This window comes from Shinella zoogloeoides (assembly GCF_030733845.1).
In the GTDB taxonomy this organism is placed as follows: Bacteria; Pseudomonadota; Alphaproteobacteria; order Rhizobiales; family Rhizobiaceae; genus Shinella; species Shinella zoogloeoides_C.
The window spans coordinates 532713-554941 of the sequence record NZ_CP132313.1 but is presented as its reverse complement, the minus strand read 5'-3'; the positions used below and the strand labels follow the sequence as shown (position 1 = coordinate 554941).

Sequence of the window (22229 nt, the reverse complement as noted above, 5' to 3'; positions counted from 1 at the left end):
GCCAACTCAGGGTCACCTCACGACTTTTTCTCCCAGTACCAGGCGACATACATCTTCTTGCGATCATGCTGACGTGCTTTGAGGCATGTTCGAATGGTGCGGATGTCGTCCTTTTCGCATGCGGCCCATACGAATGTCCCCTCTTCCAAGGTCGCGATGGCTTTCTTCGCTTCCTCCAGCAGAGATCCGAGAGCGGCGTCCCGATGCAGCCAGCGGATATCGAGGATGCCGTCGGTGTGAAGCGGCTGCTCTTCCGCTTCGTCCCAAACCTCAATGATCGCCTGCATACGCGTTCGCGCCGGCATCTCGCCGACGATCCGCGCGATGGCCGGCAACGCGCTCTCGTCGCCTATCAACAGGATCGATTCCGCCGATGGCAGGTCGCCGCCGCCCGGGCCGAGGAGAGCGGCCACGTCGCCGGGTTGCGCGTCGCGGGCAAAATCCGCGCCCGGGGTCGCCACATCTGGCGCGGGATGCTGCAGGAAGTCTATCCACAATTCGCCGCGCTCGGCATCGACGGCACGGATCGTATAGACGCGCACCAGCAGTTCGTCCTCGCCCTCCGGCCATGCGATACGGCCGTCTTCCCGGAAGCCGGGCCATACGGGTGCCTTGCCTTTCGGCGGAACCAGCAGGCGGACATGCATGTCGCCGCCGATGAAGGGTGTGACATCCGCGCAGGAGAAGATGACGCGGCGCATATGCGGCGTCACGTCCTCGGCGGAAACGACCGTGACTTCATGCAGGTTCGGCAGCGCCGACAAGGATGTCGGTTCCGACCACGTCAATTCAAAGGGCTGGCCCTCGGCGAAGTAGAAAAGATGTTCCGCAAGGATCGTGCGGCTCATCTGCAATGCATCGGCCGTCGGGCAGTCGAGATCGATCAACAGGCGGCCCGCATCGATCTGGATATGCGCAAGGCCGCCGACATTGCTTTTCAGCAGGGCTAGGTCGCCGGTCCGCTCCACGTCGGCATGCTCGATGAAGTGCTCGCAGATCTCGTCGAGCATGTCGGCGGCATTGCCGGGAACGGCAATGCCCGAAAGCTTGAAGGACGACATCTCGTTCATGCGCGTTTCTCCTGTGGTGGTGGGCGGCCTGTCTCATCATCGGTGGCTCCCGCCATCCGGTGCCGGCCGATCGGCAGCATGATGGGCCGGCCGGATATGGGATCCGTGATGACGCGGCTTTCCAGCCCGAAAACGTGCCGTACGGTCTCTTCCGTCAGCACCTCGTGCGGCGTGCCGGAAATGTGCACGCGGCCGGATGCGAGGGCGACGAGATGATCGGCATAGCGCGCCGCGAGATTGAGATCGTGCAGAACCATGACCACGGTCGTCCCGCGCGTGCGGTTCAAGTCGGTCAGCAGATCGAGCACCTCGATCTGATGGTTGATGTCGAGAAAGGTTGTCGGCTCGTCGAGCAGCAGGATATCCGTCTGCTGCGCGAGCGCCATGGCGATCCAGACGCGCTGACGCTGGCCACCGGAGAGTTCATCGACCGGCCGTTCTGCAAGATCGAAAGTCTTGGTGGCCGCCAGCGCGCTATCGACCGCCTCGTCATCCTGCCGCGTCCAGCGGGAAAACAGGCCTTGGTGCGGATGCCGCCCTCGACTGACCAGATCCGCGACCGTGATGCCTTCGGGGGTGATCGGCGATTGCGGCAAGAGGCCCAATGTGCGTGCGAGAGCGCGTGAGGGCATGCGGTGGATGGATTTTCCATCCAGCAGGACCTGTCCGCCCGACGGGGCGATCAGCCGGGATATCGTCCGAAGGAAGGTGGACTTGCCGCAGGCATTTGCGCCGACGATCACGGTGATCTTGCCGGATGGGACCGTGAGGTCGAGCCCGTGAAGAATTTCGGTTTTGTCGTAGCCGGCCGACAGGCCGCTGGCGACGAGCAGATGATCGGTCACAGCGTGCCTCCGATCCGGTTGGCGCGAATGATCAGGTAAATCAGGTAGGGGGCTCCCAAGGCGCCGGTCACGACACCGACCGGGTATCGTCCTGGCAGGAGGTGCTGCCCGATGTAATCGGCCGCAAGAACGAGGGTCGCACCCGTCAGCGCGGAGGGAATCAGCAGCGATCCGTCGTTTCGAACGATGCGGCCGGCGATCGGCCCGGACAGGAAAGCGACAAAGGCGATCGGCCCCGTTGCGGCCGTGGCCGACGCGATAAGGCCGACGGCTGCGACGATCACCAGCATCCGGGTTCGCGACACTCGGGTGCCGAGCGCTGCCGCCATGTCGTCTCCCAGGCGCAGGGCATCCAGATCGCGGCTGCGGCTCAAAAGGAGACCGCCGAAGAACAGGAGCGCGAGCAGGAGCGGCAGGGCCTGGTCGAGCTGTGCACCGTTGACGCTTCCCGTCAGCCAGCGCATGGCCTCCTGCAGGCTCCAGGCAGGTGCGGATTGCAGGATATAGGCGATGACGCTCTGCAACATGGCCGATACGCCGATACCGACCAGGATAAGCCGCGTACCGGCGACACCGTTGCGGAACGAAAGACCGTAGACGAGCATCGCGATGCCAAGCCCCGCCGCAATGGCGAAGACCGAAACCATGGGCCCGCTCATGGACAGGACGACGATGGCGAAGACCGCCGCTGCCCCGGCCCCGGAGGTGATGCCGATAATATCGGGGCTGGCGAGCGGATTGCGCAACATGACCTGGAAGGCGACGCCGCCCATCCCGAAGCACAGTCCGGCGAGAATCGACAGGACGGCCCGCGGCAGCCGGAGCTGCCCCACGCTGAAATCGGCCCCCGGAACCGGCTCGCCAAACAGCACCCGCAAGACGTCCCCCGGCGGCGTGATCGTTTTCCCGATCGACAAGGTGATAGCGAAGACCGCCACCACGAGGGCGAGCAGCACCGCCAACACGGCAGCATATCGGCGGGCACGTCCCCGGCGGCTTGCGATGACGACGTCGATGGTGGCGGCCTCGTTCATCACAGGTCCCTCACCCGCTGCCGCCTGACGATCCAGATGAAAAACGGCGCGCCGACCAGGGCGGTGACGATCCCGACATCGATCTCGGCGGGACGGGCGACGATGCGTCCCAGGACATCGGCTGCCAGCAGCAGGCATGCGCCGCCAAGCGCCGAAAACGGCAGCAGCCAGCGGTGATCGACCCCGACCAGCAGCCGGCAGACATGCGGCACAACGAGACCGAGAAAGCCGATCGGCCCGCACACCGCCGTCGTTCCGCCGCAAAGCAGGATAGCGCCGAGAGACGCCACCGCCCGTGCAACCACCACGTTTTCACCCAGCCCGGCAGCCAGCTCGTCCCCGAGCGCAAGAGAATTCAGCTTCCTCGCCGACAAGAGACTGATGGTGAAGCCGGCGAGCAGAAAGGGCAAGACCGGCACTATGCGGTCGTAGGTCGCGCCGCCGACACCACCGATCTGCCAGGATTGAATGCCGCCCGCGATATCGCCGCGCGGGAGCACGACCGCAATGACCAGAGAGGCAAGGGCGACCGAGGTCGCGGCCCCGGCAAGGGCCAGTTTGAGCGGCGTCGCGCCGCCTCGCCCCAGCGAGCCGATGGCATAGACGAAGATCGCGGCACAGCCGGCGCCGGCGATCGCCACCCAGATATAAGCGTAGGCGGACGACATGCCGAACCAGGCGACTCCTACGACGACGGCAAGCGATGCACCCATATTGACGCCGAGAATACCGGGATCGGCCAGGGGGTTGCGGGTCACGCCCTGCATGATGGCCCCTGCCAGGCCCAGCGCGGCGCCGGCAATGAGGGCCAGCAAGGTCCGGGGAATACGCAGGGCGACAGCCGCCCGGCCGATATTGTCCTGCGCGCCGCCGATCGCGGCCACGACATCGGCCCAGGCGACATCGCGTGTCCCGATCGTGACCGAGAGGAACACGAACATCGTCAGAAGGCCGACAAGTCCTGCAAACCAAAGGCTTCTGGTCCGGTTGGAACCGGATGCGGCCGACCAGCGCGGGTTCGATGTGCTGAGCGTGCCGGTGTTCATTTGGACTTCTTGGCCGCCTCGCTCAGCAGCTTCATATAGTCTTTCAGGACCCAGCGGATCGAGAGTGGCGTCGGATTGGCGCCGGTGCCGACCGCACTGTTGCCGAGCATCACGATCGATTCCTCCGCAACGGCCGGCATATGCAACATCAACGCGTTGGCTTTCAGAGCATCAAGAAGCTTGCCGTCGCCATAGGTGACGAGAATATCGACATCGTCGAAGGCGTCGATCTCTTCCGCGCTGACCGAACCGGAGAACTTTCCAGGTTGCGAGGCTTCAACCACGCTTTTCGGCGATTTGAGGCCGAGGTCGGCAAAGAACCGCACCCTGGTATCATTGGTCGTGTAGAAATTGACGGTGCTGAGATCCCAGGAACTCAGATGCGTGATGAACATCGCCGATTTGCCCTTGAGTTCGGGATATCCGGCGAGCGCGGCGGCAATGTCGGCTTCGATGCCGGCGATCAGCGCCTCACCTTCCGCGGCCATTCCGATGCCGGCACTATCCAGCCGGATCGTCTCGCGCCAGTCCGTCGACCAGGGGGCCTGCGGATAGGCGATAACAGGCGCGATCGCGCTTAACGTATCGTAATCCGCCTGCGTGAGGCCGGAATAGGCGGCAAGGATGACGTCCGGACGCGTGGCGGCGACCGCTTCGAAATCGATCCCGTCGCCCTCGTCGAACAGGTCAGGCGTTTCGGCCTTGAGTTCGTCCAGACGTGCCGCGACCCATGGCAGAACGCCGTCGCCGTCGTCGTCGCCGAAATTGGCGCGCGCCATGCCGACGGGCACGATGCCGAGCGCCAGCGGCACCTCATGGTTTGCCCAGGCGACCGTCGCCACCCGCTCCGGCTTCTTCTCGATGACGGTGGTGCCGAAGGCATGTTCGATGCTGATGGGATAGGAAGCGCCCTCGGCGGCAAACGCGTTTTTGGCCACGCAGATGAAAACGAAGATCATCACTGCCAATCCGGCAAAACGAAACCGCTTCATCATCCACTCCATTCAACGCTATAAGTTGACCCCAAATCTCAGCTTAACTCCGCGACGTCAACGGCGAAGCGGCCTATATGGAGAAAGTGCGTGGAGATTTCCGGCGGATCGTACAAAACCGGGGAAATATACAATACTAGACAAATATTCTCCAGTTAATAGCCGATCATCGGGGCAAGGCCTTCAGGCAGGGGACCGGAGCGGACGGGGCGCCCTCGCCTTGACCGGCCGGATGCCTGAGACCGACCGCATCAGCAGCTACGTAGTTGGAACATGAACATGGATATCGATCACAAAGCACGTCGCGCAACGCGCACGCCGATCCGCTTCCGAAACGCACGTCTTCTCGGTTGCACGGCGCTTGTCGCCCTGACCCCCGCCCTGTCGCTCGCGCAGGATGCCGGCACGACGGAAGGTGGGACAACCACGCTGGAAACGGTCGTGGTCGAGAAATCCGGCGGAACCGTGCTCAACACGCAAAACGATTCGAAATCGATCGTCGCGACCCAGACGACCGGCGCCGGCAAGATGCCGACCGATATCCTCGTCGCGCCCGCCGCGGTCTCCGTCATCACCTCGAAGGAAATCCAGGAACGTGGTGCCGATACCGTCGAGCAGGTCGTGCAATACACGGCCGGTGTCGTAACCGACTTCTACGGTTCGGACGACCGTTTTGACTATTTCGACATTCGCGGCTTTACCCCCTATACCTACCGCGATGGCCTCACTATCGGCCGGACCTTCGCCGGGGTCCGGGAAGAACCCTATGCCTACGAGCGCATCGAGGTCTTGAAGGGCGCGAGCTCCTCGAGCTTTGGCGCGGCGGAGCCGGGCGGTTCGGTAAACTATGTGACCAAGACGCCCAAGAACGAGCGCTTCGGCGAGGTCTATGGCACCGGCGGCTCCTTCGCGCACAAGGAGCTGGGCTTTGATTTCGGCGACAACCTCACCGGGGACGACACGCTGTCCTATCGTCTGACGGGGAAGTTCCAGCGAGCCGACGCGGAATATGACTACTCCCAGGATGACGAAAACTTCATCATGGGCGGCCTGACCTGGCGTCCGACGGATGCCACCAGCCTGACCTTCGTGTTCGATCATCTCGACAAGGACGGCGTTCCCGGCAGCGGCGGCCACCCGCTCGGCACGGATTTCGACCGCGACGCGTTCTTCGGCGAGCCGGACTATTATTTCAGCGAGACGAACCGCAACAGTTATAGCGTCCTGTTCGACCACGACTTCGGCAACGGCCTGAGCTTCAGCTCCAATGCCCGCTACAGCAATCTGAACGACGGATTCGGCAGTGCCTATATCGGCAGCACGCCGACCGACGGCTCGACATTTGCCGGCCGCTATTTCTTCGGCAACGAGAAATCGACCGAACAGTTCGTCATCGACGCGCATCTGATGTACGACGCGAGTTTCAACGACGTGGAGAGCCGCACGCTCTTCGGTGCCACCTACAACGAATACGAGGCTTACAGCGACAGCTTCTATACATCGGCGCCGTCGATCAACTGGGAAAACCCGATCTATTCCGGTGGCCCGGGCTCGATACCGCCCTATGCCAGCGTGAACAACGACCAGCAGACGACCGCGATCTATCTGCAGCAGGACCTGACCTTCTTCGACAGACTGACCGTGAGCGCCGGATTGCGCAACGACTGGCTCGACCTGAGCGAGACGGATCTGCTGAGTGGTGCGACGAAGGCTGGAGAGCACAGCGAGTTCACGAAGAAATTCGGCGTAAGCTACAAGATCACCGAGGAACTGGCGCCGTATATCAGCTACGCCGAGTCCGTCGCGCCGCCGGCCATCGGTGCCGAGCCGACAACCGGCCAGCAGTATGAGATCGGCATCAAATATCAGCCGGACGCCTTCCCGGCCTTGTTCACCGCCTCCGTCTACGACCTGACGAAGAGCAATATCACGGTCTTCGATCAGGTGACCTATATTCCGCAAACCGTCGAGAAGGTCAGGCACCGGGGTTTCGAACTCGAGGCCAAGGCGGAGTTGACGAACAATATCAACATCATTGCCGCCTACAGCTATATCGACTCGAAGATCGTCGAGCCGGGCGGCGCCAACAACGGCCACCGCCTGATGCGCGTGCCTGAAAACATGGCCTCGATCTGGGGCACGTATACGCTGGAGGGTGAAGGCGGGCGCGGCGACATGACGTTCGGACTCGGTGCGCGCTATTCGGATGCGTATTACACCAATATCGAAAACACCAAGTCGTCGGACAGCGCCGTCGTGTTCGATGCCGCCTTTACCTACAAGGTGCAGGAAAACACGACGTTCCAGCTGAACGTCAACAATGTGTTCGATGAGAAGCACGTCGCCAGCAAGGATTTCGGCGCCGTCTATTACAATCCTGGCCGCTCCATCCTCGCGACGCTGCGCCAGACCTGGTAAGGAAAACCCGTCCCGCCCGTTGCCTCGACGGGCGGGATTTCACAGTCGCCGCAACTGCTGCATCCGCCTCCAGGCGGCCGGTGTTTCCCCGACGATCTGGCGGAAAACCTTCGTCAGATGCGCCTGATCGGAAAAACCGAGCTGCGCGGCGATGCTGGCAACCGGCAGGCTGCTCTCGCAAAGCAGTTGCTTCGAGCGTTCGACCCGCTTTCCAAGCTGCCATTGCAAGGGCGTGTGTCCCGTCGTCTGCTTGAAGACGCTGGCAAACCAGCTCTCGGACAGCCCGACCACCGCCGCCATGTCGGCGACGGACATGCGATAATCGCCCAGTTCCTCGACATGGGAGAGAAGCTTGTTCATCTGCCCCTGCGTCAGCCTGCCGCCGGCCCGTTCTTCGCTTTCCGCCGGAATATCCAGCAGCCCCGCGACGATGCTGCCGATAAGGCTCTCCGCATAGACCGCATGCCGTGAGGGACTTTTGATCTCATCCGCCAACAGCTTCGCCAATGCATCGATCGCCGCGGCGTCCTGCAATTCCACCGGACGGCGCAAAGCCGTCTGCGCCGCAGACGTTCCAACGGATGGCGTCAGGTAGCGCAGCACCCGATCCCTGTGGAGATGCAGGTTGAGATGGCTGAAGCTGTGCGTCTTCCGGCTGCCGGTCCACAGCGGGACGCCGGCGGGAACGTAGACGGCCCGCGCCATGGGGCGGGAACTGCGCGCGAAATCGTTGTCCTCGTTCGAAATGCGGACATGCGACGAGACATCGTTGAAGAAAAACATGATGCGAGGATCGTCGGCTAGATAATAGCCGCTGGCGCCCGCCTGGCTTTCCGCCTCCCAGAGAACGCTGACCAACCCGTCATATTGCCGCCACTGGACCGGCGCCGTGACCCGAATGCCTTCGGTTTTCCATGACATGGAATGCCAAAAGCCCATTTTAGACCACTTCTTCCGTCATGAAATCTGGCAGCCCGTCCAGCCACGTGAGCACAAATAAGTTGACGGCGTTTATCATCTTTTTAGTGGGGCGGCAACAGAGTCCAAGGGGATTCGCCAACTAGCGGATATCGCGGGCTCCATCTCGGCACGTCCAAAACCGCGTCGCGATGGCAAGGTTTTCAAACTGGCGAACGCATAGGCTAGGCGATATGCGAGCGCTGCCAGGCGAGGCTTTCGAGGTTCTCCCGAAAAGCAAAGCGCACCAGATGGGTTTCGATGGCCGACTGGGCCCAGGTGACGGTCTCCTCGGTCGGTGCCTTCACGAACAGATGCAGGCCCTCCGCATCTGCATCGAAGATTGCGATGCCGCCGTCAAAGCGGCACTCGCCGTGGGTATCGGTGTATTCGACATCCACCTTGTGGGCGAAGTGCTTGCACATCTGCACCAGATACTTGGCGGCAAATTCGGTTTTCACCACGGCGGTCGTTTCGATCATGCCATTGCTCCTGTCATCGATTGCTGTCTGTCGAAAGGGTCGGGTACCTTGGTCGGCGCTAGCGGACGACGATCAGCGGGCCGATCCGTGTCACGCTCACGTCGAGTGCCTGCCGGATGAAAGACAGGGCGGCGGCCGTATCGGAGACGGTGATCGTGCCGCTCACCCGGCGATTGGCGAGCCCGCTGCCGGCAAGGACGATCCGGCCGGAGAAATGGCGCCCGATTTCCTCGATGACATAGGAAAGCGGCGCGTTTTCCACGGCGAGCTGGCCACGCTGCCAGGCTAGGGCTACGGGGCCGTCCACTGGCCGGACATCGGTCTTTCCGCTGGCACGGTCATAGGTGGCCTGCTCGCCCTCGGAGAGGCGCATGGGCGGCGAGCCTGCGCTGCTCGATTCGAGCAGAACGGTGTGCTCGGTGACCGTCACCCCCGTGTCGAGCGCGCCATAGCGGACATCGAATGCCGTGCCGAGGGCGGTCACGCGCATATCCCCGGCTTCGACCGTAAACGGCCTCTCGGGCGCCGAAGCAACCTGGAAAAAAGCCTGTCCACGCAGCAGACGGATCGTGCGACGCTTCTCATCGAAGTCGACAGCGATCGCAGAAGAGGCATTCATCTGCACGACGGAACCGTCCTCGAGCGTGAGAACCGGCATGTCGTCCACGCCCGACAGGGCATCGGCCTGCAGGCGCATCGGACCGTCGAGGGCGAGAAACGCCGTCGCGGCGCAGGTCAGGACCAGAATGGACGGGAGGACCGGCTTTGCGCGGCTGCGTGGCTCCGTCCTGATGTTGCGCAACGCCGGATCGGATTCGATAGCCGCGCGGGCGTCACCCATCAGCTTCTCGGCGACCCGGTACGTGCGACAATTTTCCGGGTCGTTCAGCCAATCCTCGAAATGCGCCTTGTCTTCCGCCGGTTGCCCGGGATCGCGGTTTCGCAGAAGCCAGACCGTCGCCTCCCTGTTGCGCTTTCGCTGAATTTGATTGGCACGGTTGCCCCTCATCGACTTCTCCCGGAGCCTCGGTCCTGCCTTGTAGACGAATGGCACCGCCTGTTCGGGACTCTTACTCGATCCAAAGAAGACGGTCGAGGCAATGCGCGAACGCTCTGCGCAGATGCCGGTCTACCATGTTGCGGGAAATCTTGAGTTTTATCGAAATTTCATCCGGCGAAAGATGGTGCAGCCTGTGCAGGATGAACACAACCCGGCGACGCTCGGGCAGCTCCGCGATGGCCTCGCGGAGGATGGCGACGCGCGCCTCGATTTCAAGCGCCCGGTCGGGCGCCGGGCCAATGCAGGCGACGGCGAGCGCTTCCCGCTCCGTGCCGGAGAAAAGCCGCGCCTCCCTGTTCTCGCGCCGCAACCGGTCGATACCCAGATTGATGGCGGAGCGGCAGAGGAAGGCCTTGATGGAGCGCTTTTTGCGCAGGACGTCGGGTTGGGCTGCCAGCTTGATGTAGAGGTCGTGAACCACATCCCTGGCGGTGGAAAGCGGATGCCCCTTTCGCCGCACCGCCCTTGTCATGTCGGCGTAGTGGGCCTCCATGGCGCGGTTGAGCAGATCGTTGCCATCGAGGCCATCCCAGCTGAGCGGAGAGGAGGAGTTGGACATCGGCACTCTGTTCCCAATCGCATGACGGCATGCCTGCGCTCGGACGAGCAAAAGACATTTCGAGCCTTCCAGCAAAGGGCTACCGATTCTGCAAAACACCTGCAAGTGCAACAGGTTAGAATCCCGATAAGCTGCTCCGTTAAATCAAGACAAAAAAACTCATCTTTATATCTGATTTCGTTGTCGAAATCCTTTCGCCGGTCGAATTCCGGGTTTGTGCCCTCTGCCCGGAAAGCCGCGCGGCGTGACATTTTTACAACGGAATGCAAAGGGGCGTGCCCGCGACGGGATCGCGAATAACGAGCGACCGCACGCCGAACACATCGGCAATCGACTCTTGCGAGATCACGTCCGATGGATGGCCCGCCGCACTGATCCTTCCGCCTTTCAACAGGACGACGTGATCCGCGTAACGGGCCGCCTGGTTGAGATCGTGCAGTACGGCAACGACGGTCTTGCCGTGATCGCGCACGAGAACGGTGATCAGGTTCATCAATTCGATCTGGTGAGCGAGGTCGAGGTAGGTCGTCGGCTCGTCGAGGAGCAGCACTTCGCCTTGCTGCGCCAGCGTCATCGCAATCCATGCCCGCTGCCGCTGACCGCCGGAAAGCGTGTCGAGAGGAACCTCGGCCAATGTCGTCGTACCCGTCAGCATCAGGGCCTCGTCGCAGGCCGCCTGATCGCTTTCGGACCAGCGGCCGAAAAGAGAACGATGCGGATAGCGCCCCTGCTGGACGAGATCCCGCACCGTCAATCCTTCCGGCGCGACAGGCCCTTGAAGGAGCACGCCGACGCGCCTCGCCATCTCCCGCGTGCCGAGCGTTTCGATGCTCCTGCCATCCAGAAGGATGGAGCCGCACGAGGGCGCCATGAGCCCGGCGAAGGTGCGCAGGATGGTGGATTTACCGCTGCCATTCGGCCCGATAAGCGCGGTGAAGCGGTGTTTCGGCACCAGAAGGTCGAGGTCCTCGACGATCCGGTGATCACCGTAGGCGATGGACACGCCCTGCCCGGCGAGCTTTGCCAACATGGTGCGTTCATCCCCGGGCATAGCGGCGCTTCCATAAAAGTGAGGCGAAGAAGGGTGCGCCGATCAATCCTGTCACGATCCCAGCCGGAAGCTGGATCGGCGCAATGACCAGGCGTCCGAGGAGATCGGCGGCCACCAGGAGAATCGCCCCGCACAGGGCGGCGACGGGGAAAATCCTCGCATGGGACGGGCCAACCAGGCGGCCGGCGACATGGGGCGCGACCAGTCCGACGAAGCCGATCAGTCCTGCCGTGGCAACCGCAGCACCGGAAATGAGCGTGCAGAGCACGATCATCAGACCGCGAATCCAATCCACCGGCTGACCGAAGCTTTTCGCCGCATCATCACCCAGACGGATCAAATCCAGCTCCCGCGCCGCCATCCATGCCAGCGCCAGCGGAACGATCAACCAGAGGAGCAGGAAGCGCACCTTCGCCATGTCGGCATCATAGACGCTGCCCGCCAGCCAGATCATCGCACGCTGGACATCGCCGATCTCGCCGAACGCCGAAAGGAAGGTCGTGGCGGCGCTGGCGAGCGCACCAAGGCCGATGCCGATCAGGATGATCCGCAACGACGACGTGCCGGCGCGCCACGACAGGAGGTAGACCGCTGCCGCCATCGTCGCCGCGCCCAGGAAGCCGGCGGCGGGCAGCAGCAGGACCGGTGGGTCCTGCAGGAGCACGATGACGGCCATCACTGCGGCCGCAGCACCGCTGTTGATGCCCAGAACGCCCGGCTCGGCGAGGGGATTGCGCATGATCGCCAGCGTGATCGTACCGGCGCTTGCGAGCGCCGCACCGACAAGAACGGCGAGCAGGACGCGGGGCAGACGCAGATCGTAGACGATCATGGCGTTCTGCAGGCTCGCATCTTGAGATCCGATGAGCGTTTTCCAGAGATCCTGCCATGACAAGGCGATATCCCCGAGCGCAAGGCTGGCAATGACCAGACCGACGAGGACGATCGCGAGGAGAACGAGCCAGCGCATCATGCCTGGCTCCCTGCCCGGCTGCGGGCCAGCCAGAGGAAGAACGGTGCGCCGATCAGGGCGGTCGTCACGCCGACGGGAAAATCCTGGCTGCCGAAGATCATGCGTCCGGCAAGATCGGCCACAACGACAAGCAGCGCGCCCCCGACCGCGCTGAAGGGCAGGATCCAGCGATAATCGACGCCGATGGTCAGCCGTACGATATGAGGAACGACGAGCCCGACAAAGCCGATGGGACCTGCAAGCGATACGGCACTGCCGGCAAGCAGGATGACGATGACGATGGAAATCGTCCGCCAGACCGCTTGGTTCTGCCCCAGCGAGCGGGCCGCATCAGCCCCAAGGCTCAGGGTGACGAGATGTCGCCCGAGGAGAAGACCCGCCGCAAGCCCCGCCAGGATATAGGGCGCCACCCTCGCGTTTTGCGCCATCGTCCGGCCGGAGACGGAGCCCGCCGTCCAGAGGCGGACGGCGTCCAGCGTGTTTTGGTCGAAGATGAGCACCGCGCTTGTGAGCGCCGTCAGGAAGGTGGCGACGATGGCGCCGGCGATGACGATCCCGAATGTCGACTGTCCCGCCGGGCCGAAGGATCCCAGGGCATGGACGAACACGGCAGCGGCGGCGGCCCCGCCGAAGGCGAACCACATGTAGATGTCCCCGGTGCCTGCTCCAAAAAGCGTCATGACCAGCACGACGGCAAACGCCGCGCCGGCATTGATGCCGAGCAGCCCCGGCGAGGCGAGAGGATTGTTCGTCACCGCCTGCATGATGGCGCCGGAAACGGCGAGCGCGCTGCCCGCGAGCACGGCCGCAAGCACCCGTGGCAGACGGATCATCATGACCAGCAGGTGCTCCCGCGACCCATCGAAGTTGCCGACCGCATTCCACACCACCGGAAGCGGAATACGTGTCGCGCCTGTCGCGACAGACCACAGCGTAGCGACAACGAGCAGACAGAAAAGAAGGAGCAGGCCCAAAAGCCTGCTCCCTTCGCGCGCCGCATGGCGACGACGCCGCGCGATGTCCATGCTGTCACGGTTCATCGATCCGCCAGGATGTAGCGTTCGATATCGTCAAGGATACGGTGCGCGGAGGCGATGCCGTGAAAACTCTGCCAGGTCGCCCGATCGACGCGATGGGCACGGCCGTTCTGCACGGCGGGCAGAAGCTGCCAGAGCGGATTGCCGGTGACTTCCTTCTCCAGCGCATCGTCCGGGCCGCTCTCGAAGCCGCTGGCGGATACATAGAGAAGGATATCGCCGTCGAGATTGGCGAGTTCCTCCCAGTCCGGCCGCTTGACGATCGTCCCGTCCGTCACCGTCTCGTAGGGCGTGCGTTTCACGCCGGCTTCGTGCAGGACCGCGAACGGCGCATAGGCGCTGGGACCATCAAGGAAGACGACAAACCGGCCCGGTGCGAAGCGCACGGTGGACACGGTCAGGTCCTTGTCCTTCATGCGCTCGCGGATCGCCGCAACGCGCTTTTCATAGGCCGACAACGCCTCGTTGGCCTTGCCTTCGCGGCCGGTGATCTGAGCGACACGCTGGCGATATTTCTTCCAGTCCGTGTGATCGAGCAACACGGTCGGCGCGATCTTAGACACCGTCTCATAGATCGCGGCATGGCCCTCCGTGCTGCCGATGATGAGATCAGGCTTCAGGGCAGCGACGCGCTCCAGACTGGGTTCGCGCGGATTGCCGAGATCCACCATTTTCGCCTGCTTGATGAAATCCAAAACCTGCTCGTCCTGGATGGCCATGTAAGGTGTGGCGACGACCGGCGCCTCGAGTTCGATGAGAAGGCCGAGCGTCAGAAGAGGATCGAGCGTGACGATCCGCTTGGCCTCCGCCGGAACGCAGAGCGGGGGATTATAGACGCCTTCCGTTATTTCCCGTCCCTGGCAGGCCGCACTTGCCAGCGAGAGAGAGGAGAGAAGGAACATGACAGTCAGACAAAAGCGCAAGACGAACACCATTTCAGAAAAACGCGGGCGGTGAGATCGCGGGGCTTTCGCCCCGCAATCCGATTTCAGAACTTGGCGCGCAGATTCAGCCCGAACGACCGCCGTGCGCCGGCCTGGCCGAAGGGCAAGGCGGCATCCGGGTCGATGATCGTGAAATATTTCTCGTCGGTGAGATTTTCCGCAAAGGCGGTAATCTCCCAATTGTCCTTCTTGAAACCGGCCTGCGCGTTCACGAGGAAACGAGAATCGATCTTGTACATGCCCTTCGTGCCGAACCGCGAATTGTAGTCGGCGGTGTATTTGGCATCCGCACCGAGATAGAAGCCGTTCTCGAACTCGTATCGTCCACCGAAGCCGACGGTCCATTCCGGCGCCTCGGGGAAGGAGTTGCCGGCCTGATCGCCGAGACCGACATGGTTCCATTCGAGGAACTTCGTGTTGAGATAGCCAATCGAAGCGAAGGCTAAGAACTGGTCCGTGACCTGGTAGGCCGGTTCGATCTCGAAACCCCAGGCGCGCGAGGACGCGGCATTTTCCGTCACGCGGTAACCGGGAACGTCCGACCGCGGGCGGATTTCGACCTGCTGGTCCGTATATTTCGTGTAGAAAAGATTGGCATTCAGCGTGAGCCGGTCGTCCAGCAGCATTCCCTTGTAGGAAAGCTCGTAGCTCTGCGAATATTCGGGATCATACGTATCGATGGTGTAGATCGGGGCCTGGCTTCGGTTGACGTAGGAACCGCCCGAACGGAAGCCCTGCGAATAGGTGATGCCGACCTTGTGGCTGTCACCGAACTCCTTCGCCAGGCCGACTTTCGGGACGAAATTCACTTCGTTGAAGGACGAGGTGCCATTCGGCGGCGACCATACCGGTTCCATTCCATAGAGCACCATGGAGTTCAGCTCGGTGTTCGTTTCCTTCAGATAGTCCAGTCGCCCGCCGACGGTCGCAAACCATGTCGGCACGAATTCATAGGTCGCTTCGCCGAACACCGCGAGATTCGTGGTCGTGCGCTTTTGGTCGTCATCGAGCTGATAGATCACACCCGGCAGGAAATCGGGATAGGGTTCGGCGATGAAACGCGATGCGCCTTCGAAGACCTGATGGCTGCCGAAAACACCGGCGACCCACTTCCAGCGCTCGGCCTCGTAGTTGAGGCGAAGTTCCTGGGTGACGATCGAATCGTCATCCGTGCCCCATACGCCGGTCACGTAACCGGGCGTGTCGCCATCGACGGAACGGCGATTGTTGATGCCGTACTGGAAGCCCGATTGCGACGTGAAGCGAAGCGCGTCGGAGAAGTCATGCGTGACTTCCAGGCCGAGATTGTGGACTTCGGTCCAGCGATATTCCGTATAGGTATCGGGATTGTTGTTGAAGTCGCCACGCCCGTCGTAGAGGCCCACCAGGCGATCGTTCGGGCGATCCTTGGAGTAGGAATAGGTCGCAACCGCGCGGGTCTCCGGCATTTCGGACGGCGTGATCAGCACCTTGGCCCTGATGGTGCCGCTGATATCGGTGGTCAGGTCGTCATAACCGGCATAGTGGTCGAAGTTCGAATAGCTGACATCGGAACGGGACCGCTCGAACGCACCGGCGATGCGCAGCGCAATCTGCTCCTCGGCCAGCGGCGTGTTGACGACGAACGCGCCGCCCACGAGGTGGTTGCTGCCGACGGTGCTGGAAAGCTCCACTTCCTTGTCGAAGGTCGGATCCTTCGACTTGATGTAGACCGCACCAGACATGGCGGCGCGGCCGGAGAGCGTCGATTGCGGACCGCGATAAACCTCGACCTGCTCGACATCCCAGAGGTTTCTTGCACCGAAACGCGCGTTGTAGCGGGTCTGGAGAATGCCATCCACATAAAGCGAGCCGACCGGCGCGCCGCCCGGAACGAACCCTTCCGAACTCATGCCGCGGATGACGAAGCCGGAATTGACCGTCGCGCTGTCCAGCACGTTGGCAAGGCGGCGATAGGCTTCCTGCGTGTGCCGGATCTGGCCGTCCTGGATCGCCTTGGCATTGACGATGCCGACGCTTGCGGTCGTATCGTTAAGCGTCGTCGCCTCACGCGCGCCGTAGAGCGTGATCGCCTCCAGCATGGTCGCACCCTCGTCGACCGTGCCCGTCGTGGCGCCGGTTCCCGTAGGGTCCAGGCTCAGGGTCACCTGGTTGCTTCCGGCAAACCGTGCATCTACGCCGGTGCCGGCCAGCACGGCGTTCAGGGCCTGCGATGGTGTCAGGGTGCCGCGCACCCCGCCCGTCGATTTTCCGGTTGTCAGGGAAGCGTCATAGAGAATCTGGAGACCCGTCTGCGCGGCAAGGCTGTTCAGCGCCGGCGTGAGCGGACCGGCCGGTACGATGATGGACCGAGCTGCAGATTGCGATTGTGCCGGTGCCTGAGCACCCGCCGGCGCCGGCGCACCGAACACAAGGGCGGCAGTTCCGGCCAGGAGCATCGCCCTGACGGAAAAACGCGTATTCATGAAAACCCCCAAATCCATGCGGCGTTCAAGGCGCCGCAGTCCACCAATGAAGCGGATCACACCCGCTCATTGCCTTGACGATTGGGTTTCCCGATTTGGGACTCCAGACGGGTCAATGTTTTTGAAACTATCCGTCCATCGGCGTTCACGATGCCCGGCGGCCGCGACTTCTTCGTCTATTTCCCGGTGAAGCTAGGTGGGCGCTTCTCGATGAAGGCGGCCATGCCTTCCGTCTGGTCCGACGTGGCGAACAGGGCATGGAACAGGCGGCGCTCGAAGACGATCCCTTCGCGCAAGCCCAATTCAAGCGCGCGATCGACGGCTTCGCGGGCGGCCATTGCCGCCGTCTTTCCATAGGTGGCGATCGTCTGCGCGGCGGCCAGCGCCTCCTCCATCAGCTTGTCCGCGGCAATCACGCGGGAAACGAGGCCCGCGCGCTCCGCTTCCGCCGCGTCCATCATCCGTCCCGTGAGGATGAGGTCCATCGCCTTCGCCTTGCCAACGAGTTTCGTCAGCCGCTGCGTGCCGCCCATGCCGGGGATCACGCCGAGCTTGATCTCGGGCTGGCCGAACATCGCGGTGTCGGCGGCGAAGATCATGTCGCACATCATGGCGAGCTCGCAGCCGCCGCCCAGCGCATAACCGGAGACCGCCGCGATTTTTGGCGTGCGCAACGCGGCGAAACGCTCCCAGGCGGCAAAAAAGTCTTGCGTGTACATCTCGGCGAAAGTCTTGTCCGCCATCTCCTTGATGTCGGCACCGGCGGCAAACGCCTTTTCCGAACCGCGGATGACGAAGCAGCCGACGCCGGGGTCGCGATCGAGCGGGGCGAGGTCGTCCGCCAGGGTGAGCATGACCGCGGAATTCAGCGCGTTGCGCGCCGCCGGCCGGTTCAGAGTGACGATGACGACGCGGTCCTGCCGCTCGATGATGATGGGGTGGTCCATCGCAGTTCCTCCCGCGCCGTTCACTCGGCAGCCGCCTTGTCGCGCAACATGTTGATGATGCCGGAAAAATCCTTGTCGCCGAAGCCCGCCTGCGCGAAGGACCGGTAGAGTTCCGCAGCCTTGGCGCCAAGTGGCGTCGTCATGCCAGTATCCTCCGCCGCCGCCTGCGAAAGCATGAGATCCTTCAGCATCAGCGCCGCGGCGAAACCGGGTTCGTAATCCTTGTTGGCCGGCGAGGTCGGGACGGGGCCCGGCACCGGACAATAGGTGTTGAGCGACCAGCATTGACCCGAGGAGACGGAGGCAACGTCGAACAGTGCCTGATGCGTGAGGCCGAGCCGTTCGCCAAGCACGAAAGCCTCGCCCACGGCGATCATGCTGATGCCGAGGATCATGTTGTTGCAGATCTTTGCCGCCTGGCCGGCGGAGGCAGCGCCGCAATGGATGATCCGTTTGCCCATCGCCTTGAAGACGGGCTTTGCGCCGGCGAAGACATCGGCATCGCCGCCTACCATGAAGGTGAGCGTGCCGGCCGTCGCGCCGCCCGTGCCGCCGGAGACGGGCGCATCGAGCGCGGGGCAGCCATGCGCCTCTGCCAGCGCGTGCGCCTTGCGGGCGCTGTCCATGTCGATGGTGGAGCAGTCGATAAGCCGCGTGCCCGATGGCACGACGGCGACCAGCTCCTGCCAGACCGCCAGCACATGTTTTCCCGCCGGCAGCATGGTGATGACGGTTCCTGCGCCGGAAACCGCCTCGGCGATCGAGGCAACCGTCGTCACGCCGTTCGCCCGGGCAAGTTCGAGCGAGGACGCCGACAGGTCGAAACCGCGCACGGCATGGCCGGCCTTCACGAGGTTTGCGGCCATGGGGCCGCCCATATGGCCGAGGCCGATGAATGCGATGGGGCTCATGGGCGTTCTCCTTTCCCTGCATCCGTGGCAAAGAGCGGTTCTGCCGACGGTTTGAAGAAGGCGGCGACGTCCTCCGTCGTGACGTCGTCCAACTGCGCCGGGCGCCACTGCGGATTACGGTCCTTGTCGACGACCGCGGCCCGGACGCCCTCATAAAAATCGTGACTGCGCAGCACGGCCGCGGTGGCGGAAAATTCCCGTTCCAGGCAGGCCTCCAGCGAATCTTCCACGCGACCGAGGCGGAGCAGGCGCAACGTGACCTTCAGGCTGAGCGGCGACTTCGTCCGCAGAACGCCGAGTGTCTTTTCGGCGAAATCCGACCCGTCCTGCGCGAGCGCTTCAAGAATTTCCTCGATCGTATCGAAGGAAAAAAGGCGGTCTATCGCTGGCTGCTCTGCTGCGGCCTGCCCCGGCGGCGGCGTATCCGCAAAGGCGGCAACCGTTGCCGAGACGTCCGCCCGCGTGGCCCCCGCCGGCAGGCGGGACAGCACGTCGGCCAGGGCCGGCAGGCGTTCCGAGGGGACATAGCTGTCGGCAAGGCCGAAGGCGATGACGTCGCCGGCGGCAAGCTGTGCACCGGTCAGGGCGGCATAGGTGCCGAGTTCGTTCTGCTGGCGCGTGAGGAACCACGAGGCGCCGACATCGGGGAAAAAGCCGATGCCCGTCTCGGGCATGGCCAGGCGCGTCCGTTCGGTGACGATCCGATGGCTGGCATAAACCGAAACGCCGACCCCGCCACCCATGACGATGCCGTCCATGAAGGCGACGAAGGGTTTTCGCAGCCTGTTGAGGCGCGCGTTCATGCGGTATTCCTCGCGCCAGAAATCCACGGGTTCCGGCGAGCCGGCCTTGCCGCCGTCATAGATCATGCGGATGTCGCCGCCGGCGCATAGCCCGCGTTCGCCCTCGCCCGTGAGAAGCACGGCGGCAACCTCGGGATCCGCGTCGAAGGCATCCAACGCCTTTTCGATGTCGCGGACCATGGAGAGGGTGAGGCTGTTGAGCGCCTTCGGCCGGTTGAGCCGGATGCGCCCGAGCGAACCGGTGCGGCCAACGAGGATCTGCGGATCAGATGTGGAGAGCATGGCCGAGGGCTTTCAATGCGGCTTCCTGCAAGCCTTCGCTGCGGGTCGGATGGGCGTGGATGGTGCCGGCGATGTCCTCCAGTCGCGCACCCATTTCGAGCGCCAGCGAGAAGGCGCTGGAAAGCTCCGAGACACCGGCGCCGACCGCCTGCAGGCCGAGCACGAGGTTGGTATCGGCCCGCGCCACGACGCGAACAAAACCGTCTTCCGATTGGGTCGTCATGGCGCGGCCATTGGCATTGAAGGGGAAGAGGCCGACGCGGACCTCATAGCCCTGCGCGCGGGCCTCGTCGGGCGACAGGCCGGCGGTGACGATTTCAGGGTCGGTGAAGCAGACGGCGGGGATGGCGCGCTTGTCCCAGGCGCGCTTGCGGCCGGCGACGATCTCCGCCACCATCTCACCCTGTGCCATGGCGCGATGCGCCAGCATCGGCTCGCCCGTGACATCGCCGATCGCATAGACGCCGCGCATGGAGGTGCGGCAACGCTCGTCGATACGGATGAAGCGGCCGGCACGATCGAGGTCGAGCTCTTCAAGCCCCCAGCCTTCCGTGCGCGGCTTGCGTCCGACGGTGACGAGCACCTTGTCGGCCGCAATGCGCTCTTCCTCGCCGGAAGCGGTCTCCACAACCAGCGCCTCCCCGGCATAACCTTTCGCCTTCGCGCCCGTCAGCACGCGTACGCCGAGTTCATTCAGGCGCTTGGCGACGGGCTTGACGAGTTCAGCATCGTATTGCGGCAGGATCTGCGCCATCGCCTCGACCACCGTGACCTCGGCGCCCAGCTTGGCGAAGGCGATGCCGAGCTCCAGCCCGATATAGCCGCCGCCCACGACGGCGAGCTTTCGCGGAACGCTCGTCAGCGACAGTGCACCCGTGGAGGACAGCATGGCACCGCCGAAGGGCAGCGACGGCAGTTCCACCGGTTCGGAACCGGTGGCGATCACCACCGTCTCGGCGCGGATCACCTGGCTTCCCGTCTCCGTCTCCACCTCCACGGTCTTGCCATCGCGGAAACGCGCCTCGCCGTGCACGATCTTGACCTTGGCCTTGCGTAGGAGGCCGAGCACGCCGCTGTTCAGCCGGCCGACGATGCCGTCCTTCCAGCGGATGGTCTGGGCTAGGTCGAGCTTCGGCGCTTCGACGGTTATGCCGAGCACGTTCGGGCTCGTCATATGGCGGACCTTGTCGAATTCTTCGGCCGCATGGATCAGCGCCTTGGAGGGGATGCAGCCGACATTGAGGCAGGTGCCGCCGGCCTTGGCGGCTTCGACGATGACCGTATCGACGCCGAGCTGGCCGGCGCGGATGGCGCAGATATAGCCCCCGGGGCCGGCACCGATGACGAGGAGCTTGCAGACGATCTCTTTCATGTCCTCAGCCTTCGATGAAGATCAGTGCGGGGGTTTCGATGAGCGCCTTGACCCGCTGGACGAAGACCGCCGCATCCCAGCCGTCGACGATCCGGTGGTCGAAGCTCGACGACAGGTTCATCATCTTGCGCGGGATGAATTGCGTGCCGTCCCAGACGGGCCGCGTCACCATCTTGTTGACGCCGACGATCGCCACCTCCGGGTGGTTGATGATCGGTGTGGTGACGATGCCGCCGAGCGCGCCGAGCGAGGTTATGGTGATCGTGGAGCCGGACAGTTCCTCACGCGCGGCCGTGCCGTTGCGCGCGGCATCGGCGAGGCGCGTCAGCTCGGCGGCGCTGTCCCAGATCGTCCGTGCCTCGGCATGGCGCACCACCGGCACCGTCAGGCCGGAGGGTGTCTGCGTGGCGATGCCGATATGGACGGCGGCATGGCGGGTGACGATGCCGGCATCGTCGTCGAAGGTGGCGTTGACGCCGGGCTGCTCGGCGAGCGTCTTCACCAGTGCCCGCATCAGGAAGGGCAGGATGGTCAGCTTCGGTTGATCGGGCTTGCGGCCGGCATTCATCGTCGTGCGCAAGTCCTCCAGGTCGGTGACATCAACCTCTTCGACATAGGTGATGTGGGGAATGCGCGAGGCGGCGAGGCGCATCTTCTCCGCGATGCGGCGGCGCAATCCCGTGACCTTGATTTCCTCCGTGGCGGTCTTGCGGGCAAGGCCCGTCGATACGGCAACGGGCTGTGCGCCGCGCGCGACGAACTGGTCGAGGTCGTCATGGGTGATGCGGCCGGCCGGGCCGGTGCCCGGGACCTGTCGAAGATCGACGCCCGCTTCCTGCGCGCGCAGCCGGACGGCAGGCGAAGCGAGGGGTCTTGTCTCCGCCGTCGAGGTTTTCCCCTTCTCCCCAATGGGGAGAAGGTGGCCCGGAGGGCCGGATGAGGGGGGCGGCTGGCTCGGTGAGGGCGGCTCCTTCTGAGCGG

At 63.5% G+C, this 22229-nt stretch carries 19 protein-coding genes and 1 pseudogene; 1 reads left to right on the top strand and 19 read right to left on the bottom strand.

Going from position 1 to position 22229, the window contains the following annotated elements; genetic code table 11:
• Positions 1 to 17: 17 nt before the first annotated feature.
• Genes Q9316_RS25470 through Q9316_RS25450 form a run of 5 tightly spaced genes read right to left on the bottom strand, consistent with a single transcriptional unit; the run spans position 18 to position 4987 of the window.
• Positions 18 to 1070, bottom strand: coding sequence for a DUF2218 domain-containing protein (locus Q9316_RS25470; protein ID WP_306036056.1), 1053 nt, complete (start codon positions 1068 to 1070; stop codon positions 18 to 20).
• Complete coding sequence (locus Q9316_RS25465; protein ID WP_306036055.1) at positions 1067 to 1915, bottom strand: ABC transporter ATP-binding protein; 849 nt, start codon at positions 1913 to 1915, stop codon at positions 1067 to 1069. Before Q9316_RS25465 ends, Q9316_RS25470 begins: the two co-directional genes overlap by 4 nt.
• On the bottom strand, positions 1912 to 2949 hold the full coding sequence (locus tag Q9316_RS25460; RefSeq protein WP_371878068.1) for a FecCD family ABC transporter permease: 1038 nt from the start codon (positions 2947 to 2949) through the stop codon (positions 1912 to 1914). Before Q9316_RS25460 ends, Q9316_RS25465 begins: the two co-directional genes overlap by 4 nt.
• A complete protein-coding gene (locus tag Q9316_RS25455; RefSeq protein WP_306036053.1) occupies positions 2949 to 3995 on the bottom strand; it encodes a FecCD family ABC transporter permease in 1047 nt (348 codons plus the stop codon). The genes Q9316_RS25460 and Q9316_RS25455 overlap by 1 nt, the downstream gene beginning before the upstream one ends.
• Positions 3992 to 4987 (bottom strand): iron-siderophore ABC transporter substrate-binding protein, encoded by a 996-nt coding sequence (locus Q9316_RS25450; protein WP_306036052.1) that lies wholly within the window; start codon positions 4985 to 4987, stop codon positions 3992 to 3994. The genes Q9316_RS25455 and Q9316_RS25450 overlap by 4 nt, the downstream gene beginning before the upstream one ends.
• 279 nt (positions 4988 to 5266) lie before the next feature.
• Here Q9316_RS25450 and Q9316_RS25445 point away from each other — a divergent pair, with 279 nt between their 5' ends.
• The gene (locus Q9316_RS25445; protein ID WP_306036050.1) at positions 5267 to 7405 is read left to right on the top strand and encodes a TonB-dependent siderophore receptor; all 2139 of its coding nucleotides are present in this window, start codon (positions 5267 to 5269) and stop codon (positions 7403 to 7405) included.
• A gap of 39 nt (positions 7406 to 7444) precedes the next feature.
• Here the strand turns inward: Q9316_RS25445 and Q9316_RS25440 are convergent, their stop codons facing one another.
• From Q9316_RS25440 to Q9316_RS25375, 14 genes and pseudogenes are all read right to left on the bottom strand, one after another.
• Entirely contained in the window at positions 7445 to 8344 is a 900-nt protein-coding gene (locus Q9316_RS25440; RefSeq protein WP_306036049.1) for a helix-turn-helix domain-containing protein, read from the bottom strand.
• A gap of 203 nt (positions 8345 to 8547) precedes the next feature.
• A complete protein-coding gene (locus Q9316_RS25435; protein ID WP_306036048.1) occupies positions 8548 to 8844 on the bottom strand; it encodes a DUF2218 domain-containing protein in 297 nt (98 codons plus the stop codon).
• 58 nt (positions 8845 to 8902) lie between these two features.
• Entirely contained in the window at positions 8903 to 9853 is a 951-nt protein-coding gene (locus Q9316_RS25430) for a FecR family protein (protein ID WP_306036047.1), read from the bottom strand.
• 61 nt (positions 9854 to 9914) lie between these two features.
• Entirely contained in the window at positions 9915 to 10463 is a 549-nt protein-coding gene (locus Q9316_RS25425) for an RNA polymerase sigma factor (RefSeq protein ID WP_306036378.1), read from the bottom strand.
• Between the two features lie 253 nt (positions 10464 to 10716).
• Positions 10717 to 11493, bottom strand: a complete 777-nt coding sequence (locus tag Q9316_RS25420; protein WP_306036046.1) for an ABC transporter ATP-binding protein — start codon at positions 11491 to 11493, stop codon at positions 10717 to 10719.
• Between the two features lie 7 nt (positions 11494 to 11500).
• The gene (locus Q9316_RS25415) at positions 11501 to 12487 is read right to left on the bottom strand and encodes a FecCD family ABC transporter permease (protein ID WP_306036045.1); all 987 of its coding nucleotides are present in this window, start codon (positions 12485 to 12487) and stop codon (positions 11501 to 11503) included.
• Positions 12484 to 13527, bottom strand: coding sequence for a FecCD family ABC transporter permease (locus Q9316_RS25410; protein ID WP_306036044.1), 1044 nt, complete (start codon positions 13525 to 13527; stop codon positions 12484 to 12486). Before Q9316_RS25410 ends, Q9316_RS25415 begins: the two co-directional genes overlap by 4 nt.
• Complete coding sequence (locus Q9316_RS25405; protein ID WP_371878093.1) at positions 13524 to 14456, bottom strand: iron-siderophore ABC transporter substrate-binding protein; 933 nt, start codon at positions 14454 to 14456, stop codon at positions 13524 to 13526. The genes Q9316_RS25410 and Q9316_RS25405 overlap by 4 nt, the downstream gene beginning before the upstream one ends.
• A gap of 56 nt (positions 14457 to 14512) precedes the next feature.
• Positions 14513 to 16933 (bottom strand): TonB-dependent receptor domain-containing protein, encoded by a 2421-nt coding sequence (locus Q9316_RS25400; protein ID WP_306036042.1) that lies wholly within the window; start codon positions 16931 to 16933, stop codon positions 14513 to 14515.
• Positions 16934 to 17109: 176 nt separating this feature from the next.
• Positions 17110 to 17880 carry an enoyl-CoA hydratase gene (locus Q9316_RS25395; protein ID WP_306036041.1) on the bottom strand — a complete coding sequence of 257 codons (771 nt, stop codon included), beginning with the start codon at positions 17878 to 17880 and terminating at the stop codon, positions 17110 to 17112.
• Positions 17881 to 17900: 20 nt separating this feature from the next.
• Positions 17901 to 18791: a 3-hydroxyisobutyrate dehydrogenase gene (gene mmsB, locus Q9316_RS25390; RefSeq protein WP_306036040.1), complete on the bottom strand. Its 891-nt coding sequence runs from the start codon at positions 18789 to 18791 to the stop codon at positions 17901 to 17903.
• Positions 18788 to 19876, bottom strand: coding sequence for an enoyl-CoA hydratase/isomerase family protein (locus tag Q9316_RS25385; RefSeq protein WP_306036039.1), 1089 nt, complete (start codon positions 19874 to 19876; stop codon positions 18788 to 18790). The genes mmsB and Q9316_RS25385 overlap by 4 nt, the downstream gene beginning before the upstream one ends.
• Entirely contained in the window at positions 19860 to 21248 is a 1389-nt protein-coding gene (gene lpdA, locus Q9316_RS25380) for a dihydrolipoyl dehydrogenase (RefSeq protein WP_306036038.1), read from the bottom strand. Before lpdA ends, Q9316_RS25385 begins: the two co-directional genes overlap by 17 nt.
• Positions 21249 to 21252: 4 nt before the next feature.
• Positions 21253 to 22122, bottom strand: a pseudogene (locus Q9316_RS25375) (dihydrolipoamide acetyltransferase family protein); the annotation flags it as partial.
• Positions 22123 to 22229 lie beyond the last annotated feature (107 nt).